This is a genomic window from Abyssogena phaseoliformis symbiont OG214, from assembly GCF_016592595.1.
Lineage (GTDB): Bacteria > Pseudomonadota > Gammaproteobacteria > PS1 > Pseudothioglobaceae > Ruthia.
The window spans coordinates 1,316,695-1,331,454 of sequence record NZ_AP012977.1; the positions used below are offsets into that span (position 1 = coordinate 1,316,695).

The window sequence follows — 14,760 nt, forward strand, 5'->3', positions numbered from 1 at the left end:
AATACATGTCAAAATAAGAGCAAGATGAAATCACTGTCAAACAGACGGAAGGCGGCGTTCATGAAATTATTGGTCCAAGACAGGTAAAAGCGCCGCGATTAAGGTTATTAAAGAATTGCTAACTAACAAGCGGGCAAAGACTATCTTAACTACAGTTGGCTTCACGCAGATGAAAGTATCTTACGGCCATAAATGCAAAACTGGTGCGCATGGGGCGTTGATAATTTGTCTAATTATCAGTATTTGCGCAAAGATAGATATTAATGCTAACCTTAATAAAGCCTGCGCTGAATTACTGCCTAGAGTGCTGTTTGATAACTACTTACAAATACACATATTACATCTACTAAAAAGTAGATTGCTGGACAAACAAACCACTTGGCAACAAGCCGACAATAACAATCATCTGCATGATTTGACGTCATCAATTACTAGCTTTCTTACTATTGCACTGCGTACTAATCAACTCTTTATTATTAATGATAAAAAATACACACTCAATATTGGTGATTGCGTAGTGTTTGATCCCGAACACCCGCATGAGATTAAGCCTGTAAGAAAAGACGAGACTTATTTGGTAGTAATACTGAACAAAACCATTGCTAAGGAGTTTGTAGATGAGCATTAAAGCTTACCAATTGATTAGCAAAGACGAAGCAAGCGCATTGCTTGCATTGGTTAAAGCGCAAGATAAAGCACGCTGGGTTGAGCATGAAATGAACTTTGCCTTAAATAGTGAGATGGGTGATTATCACGCACTGTTTGATAACTGCATGAGTAAAGAGTTGTGCAATGCGTTAATCAGCATTGCACCGAACCAATCTCCACTAAGGTTGTTAATCATTATCGTGTGAATGGTTTTATTCCAATGTACATTGATGCAGGCGCAGGTCTTGGTTGCGAGGTGCTGTGCTTAACAGAACACAACGGACAAGGTCTTGATTTTATTGATGAAAACGAGCGAGAAGTATTTATTCAAGATGTGGCTGGACAATGTAATAAATTTGAAAAATTAAACACGATTCATGGCGTGAAAAAAGTGGACAAAGAGCGCTATAGCGTTATATTTATTTACAGATAATTATGATTAAAACATTTTAAAAAAACGACAATATGCTTACTGCTGAACACATCAATAGATTAACGAATGAAATAACTGATGTGATTGAGCAAGCAGGTACTACACCAAACACTAACAACCAATTGTCAAGTGCAATTAGAAATATTGCTGTTCAACACACAACTGGGGTTGATAACAACTTAACAAGCACGGCGACAGACAGAGTGTTGAGCAGTAAGCAAGGCAAGGCACTCAAAGGTTTAATTGATAATATCAACACATTGCTCACTTCTAGCGATGTGTCACTTGATTCTATACAAGAGCTGGTTGATTTTATCAAAGCAAATAGAACAACGCTTAATGCTTTAGGTATCCCAAGCATCTCTGGATTGCAAACAGCACTAAATAACAAAGTTGATGATAATCAAGTGCTAACAAATGTACCAGTCAATGCTAAGTTTACTGATACAACATATTCAGTGGCTGATGGTGGTCTAACTGAGCGTAACTTTACAGGTTCGTTAAAAAACAAATTGGACGGTATGGAGGCTAATGCTAATAATAATCCAACTTGTTATTGGAACACAGCTGGTACTTACACAGTAACCTTATCGGCAGGAAAATATTTCATGCCCTGTGGAGGAGGCAGTGGTGGAAGGTCGCCATCATATTCAGGTTCATCAGGTGGCACTTCATCAATAGGCTCTTATATAACAGCAACAGCAACAGGAGGAGGAGGTGGCTACACTTCAAGGCGGAGCTCTAATTATCCTATTTCTGGCGCATCAGCTGGAGGTGCTGGTGGTAGGTCAGCAACATCAACAACGGATGTTGCACTATTAATTATGTTTGGTTATGGATATAGGTGTAGTTCATCAGGAATTACTAGTAATGGGGAAACATATTGCCCAACTATTAGTTGAAATCCCTGTCACTTTAATAGTGGATCCTAGTGGAACAAAAGGTGGTCACAACGATTTTCCAAATGGAACGTATTCATCAGGTGGTGGTGGCTATACATACATATCAAAACTAGCAGACTAATCATGAAAAAAGCTCTAATTAACAACAATAAAGTAATTCAAATATCAGACGAGTTTGAAGTTGCCGATGATTTTTTCTGGGCAAAATTGGCAGGTGGTGTAAGTGTTGGCGATACCGTCGGTGATGCTTATCCGAGCAAATACAAAATTGATGATAACAAACTAATTGTCACTAAAGCAACCAAGACACAACCGCAAGCAGAAATAGATAAAAATATTACCGACAAACTTAATGATTTCTCGAATCAACTAAAAACTGAAACAGAAAAAGAAGTTAAAAAGCACAAATTTTAGGATATTAACTCTATAAGGCTTTATGCGCTTAATAGTAACTTTATTTTAAACAATGTAGCAGTTAAGTTATCAAAATGGGAAGACGAGCAAATAAAGAATTTCATTAGCAAGGAAAATCAAGTTACAGATGGTGAATTAGACATAGATGATTTATCATTTGATAAAGCGTTTACTAGTTTTAAGTTGTAAAAAATTAATAATAAAAGGAGCAATATGCCATACAATCATGGAATAAGGTCTAAACAAGACTAAAATGATACAAGAGCCATTAAAGATGTGCCAATTAGTTTAATCTGCATTATTGGAACAGCAGCAGATGCAACAGATAAATACCCATTAGACACGCCTGTGTTAATTAGTGTTGCATCTAATGCGGCGTATGCTGCTTTAGGCACTGCAGGCACTTTGCAAAAAGCATTAGATGACGTGCGTGACCAAATTGGTGCGAATGTGGTAATTATTCGTATTGAGCACAGTGGTACAGCCGATGAACTGACATCACGAATGACAGAAAAAGTACAGTTGCTGCGAGGTGTTGAGTCGGTGGTGGGTGAGAAGTCAAAAGTGTTAATTACGCCAGGCTTTACTACTATCCAAAAAATAAAAGCTAATCCTGTGATGGCTGAGGTGCTAAGCGTTGCAGATGGACTGCGTGCGATGGTCATTGCTGATGGCACGAATATTAACAATACTGATGCTATTCAAGCGCGCTCGCATTACGGTTCTAAACGCTTAGTAATTGTTGACCCTGGCGTTAAAGTTTGGGATACAGTAACTAATGATTATGCCTTAGCTCGCATTGCGGGGGTCTGTTTACTAAAAATGATGCTGAGCGTAGTACATTTCACAGCCTAAGCAACATGAATATTAAAGGTATTAGTGGTACTAGTCGTCCGATTCAGTATGCTACTAGTGGTGTTAATTCTGAGCATAATTTACTCAATAAAAATCAAATCAGAACAATTGTGAACAGCGGCGGGTATCGTTATCTTGGTACTGATACTTGCGATGTGACTGACAGTAATAATCGCTTCATCAGTGCGGTGCGTGATGGTGATGCAATTGATGATGCGGTAGAGGCTGGTATTCAATGAGCACTAGACCGCAATATTACTAAGCCATTCCTTGAAGATGTAACAGCGACAATTCAAGGTTTCATAGACAACAAAATTGCACAAGGTCAAGTTTATTTTAATAATGACTATGCCATCCCGACACCTGCGGTGGATACTGTTGTTACGTGTAAGGTCAATTACGGCCTTAGTAAAGGTATTTTTAACTAAAAAGGAATCAAGTTGTCATGAGTAGGCAACAATTAGATTGTCAACTGTTGTTGATGAGGCAAATTTTGCAAAAGCTAAAGATTTTGCTCGTGAATATTCACAGACACACTTGTGACTAATGAAACCAGAATGGTGAATATTCAGTATGCGCTTAACTCGGCTGGGGGTTAGGTGCACAAGCGTCTATGATAGGCACTGAGATTGTTGAAAAAGTAGCTAAAGTGACTAACGGCTCAGCTGAAGGCGTGGGTAAAGTGGTGGGTGTTGTGTTTAATAATATGGCAAGCACAATTGAGGGTAATACTAAACAAAAATTAACACGAATTGGAGACTTATTAATTATAAGACGCAGCTGAAGTTTCAAATACGCGATTTTGGACAGTTGGGTGAGTCATTTGCTAGGGTGCTAAGGGCGCACTGTTAAGTATAAAGTTGCACTTGATCAGAACAGCAACTGTATTAGGTCAGCTCAATACATCTGGCATTCAAGGCTCTTTGGCGGGTACTTCATTCAACGCTATTTTAAGACAAATGGGCAGGTCTACTGAAGCGCTCGATTTTGAAATTGAGCGTGATGCAAATGGCAACATGGATATGATTAAAACCATTGAAAAAACCAAAACAGTTATACCAAAAATTAAACCAAAGGCAGTCGCTGAGAATTTTAAAAAACAAGTTAAGACCACTGGCGATTACAATAGCGACTAAATTGTGGTAGACGACAGAAAGTATGAATCATATAATGATGACGGGTGTATTAACGGGTATTTCAACACGCTTGCAAGCTGAGGGCGTGCAAAGAATGGGTTATGTGGCTCCCACTTGTTGCTATATGTAAAAAAAGGCTGGGCACATGCCGATAACTTAGCACAAAGACTGTGGTGTGTTGATGAAGTCAAGCAACTAAAACCTTATCAATTGACAGCGGTTATTAATGAATTTCGAGCTCAAAACAAAGACGCAGGTGTACCGTTATGAAGCCGAATTTCAAACTACTAGCTGACAATCAAGACATTACTGATGCTATTAGGTCAAGATTTGTATCATTGACGCTGTCTAACGATGGTATTAAAAATGACACACTAAGTATTGTCATTGACGATAGAGGTAACGAGGTGGTGCTCCCACGCACAGACGTTGAGATTGAGTGCTGGTTAGGTTATGGTGATGATCTGTACAACAAAGGTAGCTTTGAAGTTGATGAGGTGATTACATCGGGCATATCAGTATTATTGCAAAAGGCTCTAGGATTAACAAGTCACTCAAATCAATCACGCACGCACGCGAACATACAATAACACAACACTAAGTGATTTAATCAACACTATCGTCAAGCGTAATGTGCTAGATTCTAAAGTTAGCGAATTCTTAACAGACATGCCCATTAATCAATTAAATCAAAACAACGAAACTGACTTAAACTTGCTCACTAGATTGAGTGGCAATTACGATGCAAAATTTAAGTCTATCAGCTCTACTTTGCTAGGCTATTCAAAAGATGATTTTAAAAAAGTAAGCGGTGAAGCACTGAAGCCTATTTTCATAAGTAAAGGTGATTGCTCTCGTTGGAACTTTAGTCAAACTGACAGACCCAAATATGATGCAGTTATTACTAAGTGACGGGATAACGAGACTGGAGAGACTAAATAAGTACAATTAGCTCAGGTGAGAACATCTACTCGCTTAAAACAATCTTTGCATCGCGAGAGGAGGCAAATGACAAGGCGACAACTAAATATAACGACTTAATGCATGGACGCATTAGCGGTAGTTTGACAACCGTTGGCAATCCAAAAATAGCCAGTGAGTTTGAGATTCAATTGATTGGCTTTAGATTTAATGATTTTAAGTGCGAAAGCTGCGCACATGTGCTTGACGAACAAGGTTATAAAACATCGATTAAATTGCTTAATAAGAAATGATTAATCATTGATTAAGTACAAATTAAAATTACTTTATTTTATGTATCATTTTTTTTATTTTTTTATTTTTTTGATAGACAAGTAGTTTTGTTGATAATTTTTGATAGACAAGGAAGATAGTTAAAAATAATTTTGCAAAACAAACTTAAAACTTTTGTAAAATCAAACGCGGCTTACACTATGTTGCACGAATCATCTCAACCTAATTTTGAATTTAAAGCATTACAAGATGAGCAATTACTTGTTTCTGGAAATGTAACAACCAAGGTTATTCACACTCCTGGGCATACAATGGACAGTATATGTTTACTCGTATCTGACACAAGACGAGCTAATGAGCCTTGGTTTTTAATTTCTGGGCATACTTTATTTGTGGGTAGTGCTGGCAGACCAGATTTACGTGGTCAAGAAAAAAAATAGCTGGACTGCTATATAGCTCCATTAACAATAAATTATTAACCCTGCCAGATCATGTAGAGATATACCTAAGCGTTCAGGCTGGTAGTCTGTACAGTACAGGGCTGTCTGCAAAGCCGGTGTCAACATTAGAATTTGAAAAAAATTTTAACCCTATATTATCAAATGAATAGGGATAAATTTGTTCAGTTTATATTAACAAACCTACCACTAACTCCCTGATAATATGAAAAATATTATTCAACAAAATACCCAAGCTTAGTACGGTACAATGGCTTTTTTAGAAATTGCTACATTAACTAAAGTGCACAACTTAGTAATATAAGAAAGTTACTGTTTATAGATTTTATTCTTTTTCATGCCCATTTTTGGTGGATATAAGTTGTGCTTAGTTAATACAATCTATTTTATCTTTTTAGGAAATGACCATGAAAAATATATATCTTTTATTTACTTTAACTTTATCAACCTTGTCAAACGCTTGGACCATTCAAGGCATGGGCGAATTTTCGCCTGAAAAGCTTAGCAATAACCTGCTTATCATTCATGGTCCATCTAGTGAGCCAAGTGTACAGAACCAAGGATTTATGAACAACCCTGGCATTATTATTGGCAAAAAAGGTGTTATTATTGTTGACCCAGGTAGTGCTTATAGTGTGGGTAAAAAAGTGATTAAAGAAGTTGAAAAAATCACCAAAAAGCCTATTATTGCTGTCTTTAATACGCACGTTCATGGCGACCACTGGCTAGGCAATCAGGCTATTATTGAAAAATACCCCAGTGCCAAAATTTATGCCCACCCTCAAATGGTTATTGAGGCTAAAAACGGCGAAGGCGATAACTGGGTCAATCTAATGGTAACTCTAACTGATGGCCTAACAAAAGACACAATTGCCACCTATCCAACTGATACCACCCAACATTTACAAGTCATCAACTTAGGCTCAGAACAATTTAAAATTCACAGCCCCACCATCAAAGCACATACCAATACAGATATTATGATTGAGCATGTCAATAGTAAAACTTTATTCTTAGGTGACAATGGTTTTGTTAATCGTATGGGTCGTTTCGACAACAGCTCCAGTATGCATGATAATATCAAAGTATTACAGTATGCAACGGGTTTAGGTCTAGATTATTACGTACCTGGCCATGGCTCATCAGGTAATGCAAACCATGCTGTTAAGCCATTTTTAGATTATTTACTCATCATCCAAGATGAAGCTAAAAATGGCTATGAGCAAGACTTAGCTGGCTATGAAATTAAACCTATCGCCACTAAACGGTTAACTGCTTATAAAAATTGGCATGGGTTTAATGAGCAATTTGGCAAACATATTGGCAAAATGTTACTTGAAATTGAGGCGCTAGATTTATAAATAGCCAAAATGGATGGTTAGCTAAAAAAGCCATCCATATGCAACTCAGTTAATTCACTGAATCCACCGATATGTTTATCATCAATGACAATTTGTGGCACCATTCTAGCACCGTTAGTCACTTTTGAGAACTCCGCCATAAGTGCACGATCTTCATCAATCATTTTTTGCTCAAATGGTAAATTCCATTTGTTTAATAGCGCCTTAGTCTTGACACAAATCGGGCAAGTGTTGGTTGAATAGATTACAATATTCATGCTAATGCCTCTACCACCAAATCACCCATTTCATTCGTACCAACAATCAGGTTACCTTCTGTTGCAATATCTTGCGTGCGATAACCTTTATCTAATACAATATCAACTGCTGCCTCAATTTTGCAAGCCAAGCCCACCTGATTAAGCGAATAACGCAACATCATAGAAACCGATAAAATAGTCGCCAAAGGATTGGCAATATCTTTGCCCGCAATATCAGGCGCTGAACCATGAATAGGCTCATACATACCAAACCCATCTTGATTAAGCGAGGCTGATGGCAGCATACCGATTGAGCCAGTCAACATTGCTGCACAATCACTCAGCACATCACCAAATAAATTTGAAGTCACCATCACATCAAATTGCTTAGGCGCTCTGACTAATTGCATCGCAGCATTATCCACATACATATGGGTCAATTCAACATCTGGATAATCTTTAGCCACATCTGTCATCACTTCACGCCACAATTCACATACTTCTAACACATTTGCCTTATCTACCGAGCAAACACGCTTGTTACGAAGTTGTGCAATTTTAAAGGCTGCGTGTCCAATACGCCTAATTTCTGACTCATAATAAGTGGCTGTGTTAAACCCATATTTTTGCCCATCACGCACTTCAACACCTCGTGGCTTGCCAAAATAAATACCCGCAACCAACTCACGAACAATCATCAAATCAAGTCCTGACACCACTTCTTCTTTTAACGTAGAAGCATTAACAAGTTGCGGGTATAAAATCGCAGGACGTAAATTAGAAAACAAATCCATTTCTGCACGCAATCCTAACAAGCCTCGTTCTGGTCGCAAATTACACTCTAAAGACGCCCACTGATAACCGCCCACAGCGCCTAATAAAATAGAATCACATTGATGTGCAGCATCCAGTGTAGCTTGTGGTAAAGGAGCGCCAGTTTCATCATAAGCACTACCACCAACTAGGCCATGTTCAAGCGTCATGCCAAGATTAAAATCTGCATTCAAGCGGTCAATCACTTTAAGTGCTTGCGTTATAATTTCTTGGCCAATACCATCGCCTGGTAATATTAATACTTTTGACATACTTCTTCCTTTACATCAGTTTTAAAAAGGTTATTTTACTAGGGAATCTTTGCATAAAAAGGAGTGATTAGAAAAATGACAATTTTTATTCAATTGGTAATTTTCTTAAATCTTACCCTGGTATGGCTAAGGCTAGATTTAAAAAATTATCAAGTGGGTGAAAAGTGGTATTTTATGATTGTTTCTATTTATGCAAAAGTCTCGCTAAATTTCAACCATTTCAAACTCAGCCTTACTAGCACCACAATCCGGACAAACCCAATCCTCAGAGACATCTTCCCATTTTGTACCTGACTCAATCCCTTCCTTGGGTGCGCCTAAATATTCGTCGTACACCCAATCGCACACAATACATCTATATTTTTTCATTTTCATTGCCAATTCTCCCTATATAAGCCATAAAAAAAGGGAGCCTAAACTCCCTTTTATTCAACATCAAATTTAATTACAATTCATCGGCATGTTTTGACAAGTAATCAGCCACACCTGCAGGTGTCTCTTTCATGCCTTCATCGCCCTTGTTCCAACCTGCAGGACAAACTTCACCATGCTCAGTGTGAAAATCAAGTGCATCAATCATACGCAACATTTCATCAACATTTCTGCCCAGTGGTAAATCGTTCACCACTTGATGACGTACATCAAAATTCTCATCAATTAAGAACGATGCGCGCAGTGCAATACCCGTTGGATGCACAATGCCATAAGCCTCCATAATGGAATGGTCAGTATCAGCCACCAATGGGAAGGCAATAACGCCCAAACCACCCTCTGCTGGCGTAGTGTTACGCCATGCATTATGCGTAAACTGTGAATCTACTGAAACACCAACCACTTCAACACCTTTGTCGTTAAACTGCGTCATTCTGTGGTGATGCGCTAGAATCTCTGAAGGACAAACAAAAGTAAAATCTAATGGATAAAAGAACAACATAATTTTCTTACCTTTAAGGCTAGAAAGTTGAAAATTATCAACAATCCTACCATCTGCTAAAACAGCAGCAGCCGTAAAATCTGGGGCTTGTTGTGTGACTAAAACGCTCATGCATTTTCTCCTATATATAATTAAAAAACTCATTAATTATACAACTGCTTATTCTCATAAATCATTATAAAAAGCAAGGGTTTATTATTGACAGGACAAAATCAGATAAATACTCACGTAAAATACCGCTTATGCTTAAAATTTACAACACACTAAGTAAACAAAAGGAAGTTTTTTGCCCAATTAATGCCGATAAAGTAGGCATATACGTTTGTGGAATGACGGTTTATGATTATTGCCATATGGGTCATGCGCGAGTATTAGTGATGTTTGATATCATCACTCGCCATCTTAGACGGCATTTCCAAAATGTTGAATATGTGCGTAATATTACCGACATTGACGACAAAATTATCAAACGTGCTGTTGAGAATAAAGAAGAAATATATACATTAACTAATCGTTTTATTAACGCCATGCACGAAGATGAGCGTGTGCTTGGCGTATTACCACCTGATATTGAGCCACGCGCAACTGATGCGATGGATCAAATGTTTTATATGATAAAGTCGCTGATTGAAAAAGGCTTTGCTTATCAGGTTCATAATGGCGATGTGTATTATTCAGTGCGCCGTTTTAAAAATTATGGAAAACTCTCAAGAAAAAATCTTGGTGAACTTGAAGCAGGTGCTCGAATTGAGATAGAAAGTGCCAAAAAAGACCCGCTGGATTTTGTTCTTTGGAAAATGTCCAAACCCAGCGAACCAAGCTGGGACTCCCCTTGGGGGCAAGGTCGCCCTGGTTGGCATATTGAATGTTCTGCCATGTCCACACATCATCTAGGCAATTACTTTGACATTCATGGTGGTGGTATGGATTTGGCTTTTCCACATCATGAAAACGAAATCGCCCAAAGTGAAGGTGCAAATAATTGCACTTTTGTTAACACTTGGATGCACGTAGGTTTTGTCAATATTGATGATGAAAAAATGAGCAAATCATTGAATAATTTTTTCACCATTCGTGGCGTATTAGAAAGCTATGATGGCGAAACCTTGCGTTATTTCATCATGAGTTCTCATTACCGCAGTCCACTTAATTTTTCTGATAGTAATCTTAATAAAGCCAAGTCGTCACTATCCCGCTTGTACACTGCCATTCGTGGCTTAAATGCTTCTGACGCGGCAACTGAAGAAGTATCCATGCGTTTTGATTATTCAGTACGATTTAACGAGGCACTTGATGATGACTTTAATACGCCCATCGCTTTGAGTATTTTATTTGAATTGGCAAAGACAGTCAATTCACAACGTGAAAAGGACGTTGACCGAGCCAACGCCTTGGCGCAATTACTCAAAAAACTCGGTGGTTATATTGGTATTTTACAGATGGATGCGGATAAATTTTTAAAACAAGGTGTTTCCTTATCGGACAGCGAAGTTGCTGCAAAAATTACCGGCAGAAATGAGGCTAGAGCTAATAAAGATTTTGCGCTAAGTGATCAAATTAGAGACGAGTTAGCCAAGCTTGGCATTGTACTAGAGGATAATGCCAATGGCACAACTTGGCGTAGAAAATAACATTGATTGGTCTTTAATAGACATGGATAGTGCCCTGCTAGAGCTTAATTTTGATTTGCATTTTTGGATGGAATATACGCCCTTAGTCTTTGCCAATAAGCACAACCTGACACACCAACAATCAAAAGATAAAATCTATCCCATCCTTCGAGCGCAAGAGGAAAAACTACATTGGTATTGTTTGGATTATTAGCAAAAAGTGTTCAAACTAGACATTGCCAAACTTAAGGAAGACGTGGCTCATTTAATCCAAATACACCCATTTGTACTAGACTTTTTAGCATAAGCCAAACAACGCAAAAAACGCATTTATTTAGTCACCAATGCCCATAGAAAAACCATTCAATTAAAAAATGCGAATCACTAATTTATCACAATACTTTGATGCCATTATTTCATCGCATGACTACAACGCAGCTAAAGAAGGGCAAGATTTTTAGCACCAGTTAAATAAAGCTACTCATTTGAACAAGCAAAAAAATATTTTCTTTGGCGATTCTTTATCGGGGCTAAATGCCGCCAAACAATACGGCATTGGTACCATTATTGCCATTAATAAACCCAGTTCTAAAATGGAGAAATCGTCATTGAGCATGGGCACGAACATGGCGCTCATCAGCCTTCTCATGACTCACTAAGAGCCGCCTATCCAAATGCAAAAATTATCATTTATGGGCACACTCATAAACAAGTCATCGACCAAGAAAAAATACCTTGGGTTATCAATCCAGGTGCTGCTGGGCAAGTACGCAATCATGGTAGTGCAAAATGCTTTGTTCTTGAGACTAATCACTCTCAAGAATGGAAAATCACCCCTTATATGTTTGCTTGATTGCTAATAACGTAACAACGCACGTTTTTTGCCAACATGCATCTTTTTTATAATTTACAAAATTTCTAACTCTTCAGTACTAAATTCAGGCTCGTTAACAATATTCACGACTTTATTTTGGTTAGTATTACTACCTGTTGCCAGCCATCAAAACTCACCTTTAATAAGCTAGCAATTTGCAATAAATGCTGAGTGCTAGGCGATGAACCTTCGACCGACTCCCATTGACTAACCGCACTACGGCTAATGTTTAATAAATCTGCTAATTTTTCTTGTGGCCTTTTTTTGCTTTAATCGTGCACTTTTAATGCGTTTATACATAAGTTAAGTTTTCATAACAAAAAAATAAATATGTTACTAATACTTGACAAATACTAAAAGTTAATTTTTAGTTAATAAAGAATGCTCACTTTGGCAATAAACAATATCATTATAGCCTTTGTAATTAGATTTGGCCTTATGCGGACAGAGATACAACCCCAAAGCAATCTTTTTTGTAGTTTACAGATAAATCAAGGATAGATCAACTTAATCTTTTGTTAAAGATATTAAAAATGGCATTATTGTTCTCAATGTATTTAGGGTTAAGAGCAGTAGCAGTGATGATTCTCAATCTGTCTCAATTAGCGGTGGTGACGTTAAAGGTCCCTTAGCAAATGCAATTGTTAAGGTTTACACACTTGATACCAGTAAAGCCGACTTCAAAGGTGGTTTAATCGCAACAGACAGCACCAATGGAAAAGCTGCTATTAGCGGATTATCACTGCCTTTTCCGCTTAATCCTCCTTATATTATGGAGTTTACCACAGGTGCAAATACAACAGACATTACTACTGGCATAACACCAGTTATTACCACCCTACGCACCATCATTACCCAAGAATTACTAGGCAATGACGCACAAATTTATGCCACGCCACTAACCAGTATGACCGTTGATATTGCCATCTCAAAAGCAGGTGTAAGTGCGAGTGTAGCAGAATTTTCAACTGAATTGGATACAGCGTAGGTGCAAGCAAAATCTACCCTTGGTTTTGGCTTGAATAACTCAGTAGACATCTTTAAAACCTCACCACTGATTGACGATACAACCAACACCAAAGAAGAACAAACCAAAGTACTTCAATATCGCTCAGCTGTGGAAGCACTAACTGCAATTGCTTTTGAAATTAACCAGCAATCCTCAGGTGGCACAACTGACGAGGTGTTAACTGAATTAGCAAATGACTTAGCCAACGATGGGCAAATTAATGGTGATGCAGGCACACAAATCAACCCAAATACACTACAAGTATTATAGCAAGACCCAGATATACTTTGTCTATTCCAAATACCAACAAGACAGTCAAGCAAATTTTGCTAGACGAAACCACCACCACAGATACAACTACAGATACAACTACAGATGCAGAAAATTTAACAACGATAGAAGTTATGATGCCCCTGCACAAACTAATCCCGATTTAGATGGCGATGGAACGCTCAATGCTAATGATGCTTTTCCACTAGACAGCACTGAACAACTTGATACTGATAATGATGGTGTGGGCAATAATACTGATACTGATATTGATGGTGACGGTGACGGTGACGGCATATTAAATGATGCTGATACTGGCACAAATGCAGATTTTGTTTCTTGCTCACTATTGAGAGACCGTGATGGCGATGGTGTATTTGATGCTGCTGATGCTGACCCAACCAACCCTGATGTAAGATTTAACTTTGCACCAATCTTCACCTCAGAAACACCAATTCAAGCAACTGAGGATCAGTTATATAGTTATCAAATTGTCTTCACTGACAACGACAAAGTGAACGATACAATCGTTTTTTACCAATTCACTTATCCAACATGGCTAACACTGAATGAGAGTACAAAACAACTAAGTAGCACGCCAACCAATAGCGCCATTGGCAATCATAATGTTGTTATTAGAATTAATAATGGCAAGAATGCCGATGTTGAACAATCCTTTACCGTTACAGTTGTCAATACCAATGATGCACCAGTAATCACCCAAGGTCAAAATATCCTGATAACCATGAGCGAAGATGGCGCACCAATTGCCTTTAGTGCCCCAAATATTGATACCACTGATGATGATAATGACACGCTAACTTGGACACTTATCCCCAATGCCACAAATGGCACAGTTTTAGTCAGTGGCACAGGTGCCACACCAATAATTAATTACACACCAAGTACTAATTACAATGGTAATGATAGTTTTGAGGTTCAAGTAAATGATGGCAACAGTGGTAATGACACGATTACTGCTAATATTACCATTGAGCCTGTAGATGATGCACCCACCATCACTGGCAGTCCGAGTGCAAGCGCAACAGCTAATGATATCAAGAGTGACAGTTTGAGTTTCAGCATTCAACATAAACCCAGTTGGATAACTTTTAATACTGTAACTGGCGCATTAAGTGGCACACCAATAGAAAGTAATATTGGTGGAGATCTTAGCAATATTATCATTAGTGTTACTGCTAACAGTCAAACAACCAACTTAGCCAGTTTTACCATTACTGTTAGTGAAGAGCCAGTAATAGGCGCAATTTGGAATCAATCTAATTGGGACGACGGGAGCACTTGGCAATGATAAAAACAAACAACAAGCATTTAACT

At 38.1% G+C, this 14,760-nt stretch carries 26 protein-coding genes and 1 pseudogene; 22 read left to right on the forward strand and 5 right to left on the reverse strand.

Annotated elements, in window-relative coordinates:
• Positions 1-169 precede the first annotated feature (169 nt).
• The 15 genes from CVPH_RS08390 to CVPH_RS08460 all read left to right on the forward strand — a co-directional run bounded on the left by CVPH_RS08390 (position 170) and on the right by CVPH_RS08460 (position 7,401).
• Positions 170-628, forward strand: coding sequence for a hypothetical protein (locus tag CVPH_RS08390; protein WP_201341289.1), 459 nt, complete (start codon positions 170-172; stop codon positions 626-628).
• The gene (locus CVPH_RS08395; RefSeq protein WP_201341290.1) at positions 618-854 is read left to right on the forward strand and encodes a hypothetical protein; all 237 of its coding nucleotides are present in this window, start codon (positions 618-620) and stop codon (positions 852-854) included. The genes CVPH_RS08390 and CVPH_RS08395 overlap by 11 nt, the downstream gene beginning before the upstream one ends.
• Positions 851-1,081 (forward strand): hypothetical protein, encoded by a 231-nt coding sequence (locus CVPH_RS08400; protein WP_201341291.1) that lies wholly within the window; start codon positions 851-853, stop codon positions 1,079-1,081. Before CVPH_RS08395 ends, CVPH_RS08400 begins: the two co-directional genes overlap by 4 nt.
• Positions 1,082-1,113: 32 nt before the next feature.
• Positions 1,114-1,983, forward strand: coding sequence for a hypothetical protein (locus CVPH_RS08405; protein WP_201341292.1), 870 nt, complete (start codon positions 1,114-1,116; stop codon positions 1,981-1,983).
• A 123-nt stretch (positions 1,984-2,106) separates the two neighbouring features.
• A complete protein-coding gene (locus tag CVPH_RS08410) occupies positions 2,107-2,397 on the forward strand; it encodes a hypothetical protein (RefSeq protein WP_201341293.1) in 291 nt (96 codons plus the stop codon).
• Between the two features lie 276 nt (positions 2,398-2,673).
• Entirely contained in the window at positions 2,674-3,252 is a 579-nt protein-coding gene (locus CVPH_RS08415; protein WP_201341294.1) for a phage tail sheath protein, read from the forward strand.
• Between the two features lie 5 nt (positions 3,253-3,257).
• Positions 3,258-3,491, forward strand: a complete 234-nt coding sequence (locus tag CVPH_RS08420; RefSeq protein ID WP_201341295.1) for a phage tail sheath protein — start codon at positions 3,258-3,260, stop codon at positions 3,489-3,491.
• 374 nt (positions 3,492-3,865) lie between these two features.
• Positions 3,866-4,036 carry a hypothetical protein gene (locus tag CVPH_RS08425; RefSeq protein WP_201341296.1) on the forward strand — a complete coding sequence of 57 codons (171 nt, stop codon included), beginning with the start codon at positions 3,866-3,868 and terminating at the stop codon, positions 4,034-4,036.
• A gap of 82 nt (positions 4,037-4,118) precedes the next feature.
• Positions 4,119-4,388 carry a hypothetical protein gene (locus CVPH_RS08430; protein ID WP_201341297.1) on the forward strand — a complete coding sequence of 90 codons (270 nt, stop codon included), beginning with the start codon at positions 4,119-4,121 and terminating at the stop codon, positions 4,386-4,388.
• A 114-nt stretch (positions 4,389-4,502) separates the two neighbouring features.
• Positions 4,503-4,658: a hypothetical protein gene (locus CVPH_RS08435; protein ID WP_201341298.1), complete on the forward strand. Its 156-nt coding sequence runs from the start codon at positions 4,503-4,505 to the stop codon at positions 4,656-4,658.
• Entirely contained in the window at positions 4,655-4,978 is a 324-nt protein-coding gene (locus CVPH_RS08440; RefSeq protein ID WP_201341299.1) for a phage late control D family tail protein, read from the forward strand. The genes CVPH_RS08435 and CVPH_RS08440 overlap by 4 nt, the downstream gene beginning before the upstream one ends.
• A gap of 43 nt (positions 4,979-5,021) precedes the next feature.
• Complete coding sequence (locus tag CVPH_RS08445) at positions 5,022-5,300, forward strand: phage late control D family tail protein (protein WP_201341300.1); 279 nt, start codon at positions 5,022-5,024, stop codon at positions 5,298-5,300.
• A 128-nt stretch (positions 5,301-5,428) separates the two neighbouring features.
• Positions 5,429-5,602 (forward strand): hypothetical protein, encoded by a 174-nt coding sequence (locus CVPH_RS08450; protein WP_201341301.1) that lies wholly within the window; start codon positions 5,429-5,431, stop codon positions 5,600-5,602.
• A 132-nt stretch (positions 5,603-5,734) separates the two neighbouring features.
• Positions 5,735-6,022 (forward strand): MBL fold metallo-hydrolase, encoded by a 288-nt coding sequence (locus CVPH_RS08455; RefSeq protein ID WP_225879694.1) that lies wholly within the window; start codon positions 5,735-5,737, stop codon positions 6,020-6,022.
• Positions 6,023-6,447: 425 nt separating this feature from the next.
• Positions 6,448-7,401: an MBL fold metallo-hydrolase gene (locus CVPH_RS08460; protein ID WP_201341303.1), complete on the forward strand. Its 954-nt coding sequence runs from the start codon at positions 6,448-6,450 to the stop codon at positions 7,399-7,401.
• A 17-nt stretch (positions 7,402-7,418) separates the two neighbouring features.
• Here the strand turns inward: CVPH_RS08460 and CVPH_RS08465 are convergent, their stop codons facing one another.
• The 4 genes from CVPH_RS08465 to CVPH_RS08480 form a co-directional block, all read right to left on the reverse strand.
• Complete coding sequence (locus tag CVPH_RS08465) at positions 7,419-7,658, reverse strand: glutaredoxin domain-containing protein (RefSeq protein WP_201341304.1); 240 nt, start codon at positions 7,656-7,658, stop codon at positions 7,419-7,421.
• Positions 7,655-8,725, reverse strand: a complete 1,071-nt coding sequence (gene leuB, locus CVPH_RS08470; RefSeq protein ID WP_201341305.1) for a 3-isopropylmalate dehydrogenase — start codon at positions 8,723-8,725, stop codon at positions 7,655-7,657. Before leuB ends, CVPH_RS08465 begins: the two co-directional genes overlap by 4 nt.
• A gap of 204 nt (positions 8,726-8,929) precedes the next feature.
• Positions 8,930-9,094 (reverse strand): rubredoxin, encoded by a 165-nt coding sequence (locus tag CVPH_RS08475; RefSeq protein WP_201341306.1) that lies wholly within the window; start codon positions 9,092-9,094, stop codon positions 8,930-8,932.
• 76 nt (positions 9,095-9,170) lie between these two features.
• A complete protein-coding gene (locus CVPH_RS08480) occupies positions 9,171-9,770 on the reverse strand; it encodes a peroxiredoxin (protein ID WP_201341307.1) in 600 nt (199 codons plus the stop codon).
• Positions 9,771-9,901: 131 nt separating this feature from the next.
• Between CVPH_RS08480 and cysS the strand changes: the two genes are divergently transcribed.
• The 4 genes from cysS (at position 9,902) to CVPH_RS08495 (ending at position 12,122) form a co-directional block, all read left to right on the forward strand.
• Positions 9,902-11,290, forward strand: a complete 1,389-nt coding sequence (cysS, locus tag CVPH_RS08485; protein ID WP_201341308.1) for a cysteine--tRNA ligase — start codon at positions 9,902-9,904, stop codon at positions 11,288-11,290.
• Complete coding sequence (locus CVPH_RS10335; RefSeq protein WP_225879695.1) at positions 11,265-11,483, forward strand: HAD family hydrolase; 219 nt, start codon at positions 11,265-11,267, stop codon at positions 11,481-11,483. Before cysS ends, CVPH_RS10335 begins: the two co-directional genes overlap by 26 nt.
• Before the next feature lie 271 nt (positions 11,484-11,754).
• Positions 11,755-11,928 (forward strand): hypothetical protein, encoded by a 174-nt coding sequence (locus tag CVPH_RS10340; RefSeq protein ID WP_225879696.1) that lies wholly within the window; start codon positions 11,755-11,757, stop codon positions 11,926-11,928.
• A complete protein-coding gene (locus tag CVPH_RS08495) occupies positions 11,877-12,122 on the forward strand; it encodes a metallophosphoesterase family protein (protein ID WP_225879830.1) in 246 nt (81 codons plus the stop codon). Before CVPH_RS10340 ends, CVPH_RS08495 begins: the two co-directional genes overlap by 52 nt.
• Before the next feature lie 104 nt (positions 12,123-12,226).
• Here the strand turns inward: CVPH_RS08495 and CVPH_RS11315 are convergent.
• Positions 12,227-12,394, reverse strand: a pseudogene (locus CVPH_RS11315) (helix-turn-helix domain-containing protein); the annotation flags it as partial.
• Positions 12,395-12,915: 521 nt separating this feature from the next.
• On the opposite strand from CVPH_RS11315, the gene CVPH_RS08505 reads away from it, so the two are divergent.
• From CVPH_RS08505 to CVPH_RS08515, 3 genes are read left to right on the forward strand one after another with little or no spacing between them, the layout of a single operon-like run.
• On the forward strand, positions 12,916-13,131 hold the full coding sequence (locus tag CVPH_RS08505; RefSeq protein ID WP_201341309.1) for a hypothetical protein: 216 nt from the start codon (positions 12,916-12,918) through the stop codon (positions 13,129-13,131).
• A complete protein-coding gene (locus CVPH_RS08510) occupies positions 13,132-13,422 on the forward strand; it encodes a hypothetical protein (protein ID WP_201341310.1) in 291 nt (96 codons plus the stop codon).
• On the forward strand, positions 13,373-14,734 hold the full coding sequence (locus CVPH_RS08515; RefSeq protein ID WP_201341311.1) for a putative Ig domain-containing protein: 1,362 nt from the start codon (positions 13,373-13,375) through the stop codon (positions 14,732-14,734). Before CVPH_RS08510 ends, CVPH_RS08515 begins: the two co-directional genes overlap by 50 nt.
• Positions 14,735-14,760 lie beyond the last annotated feature (26 nt).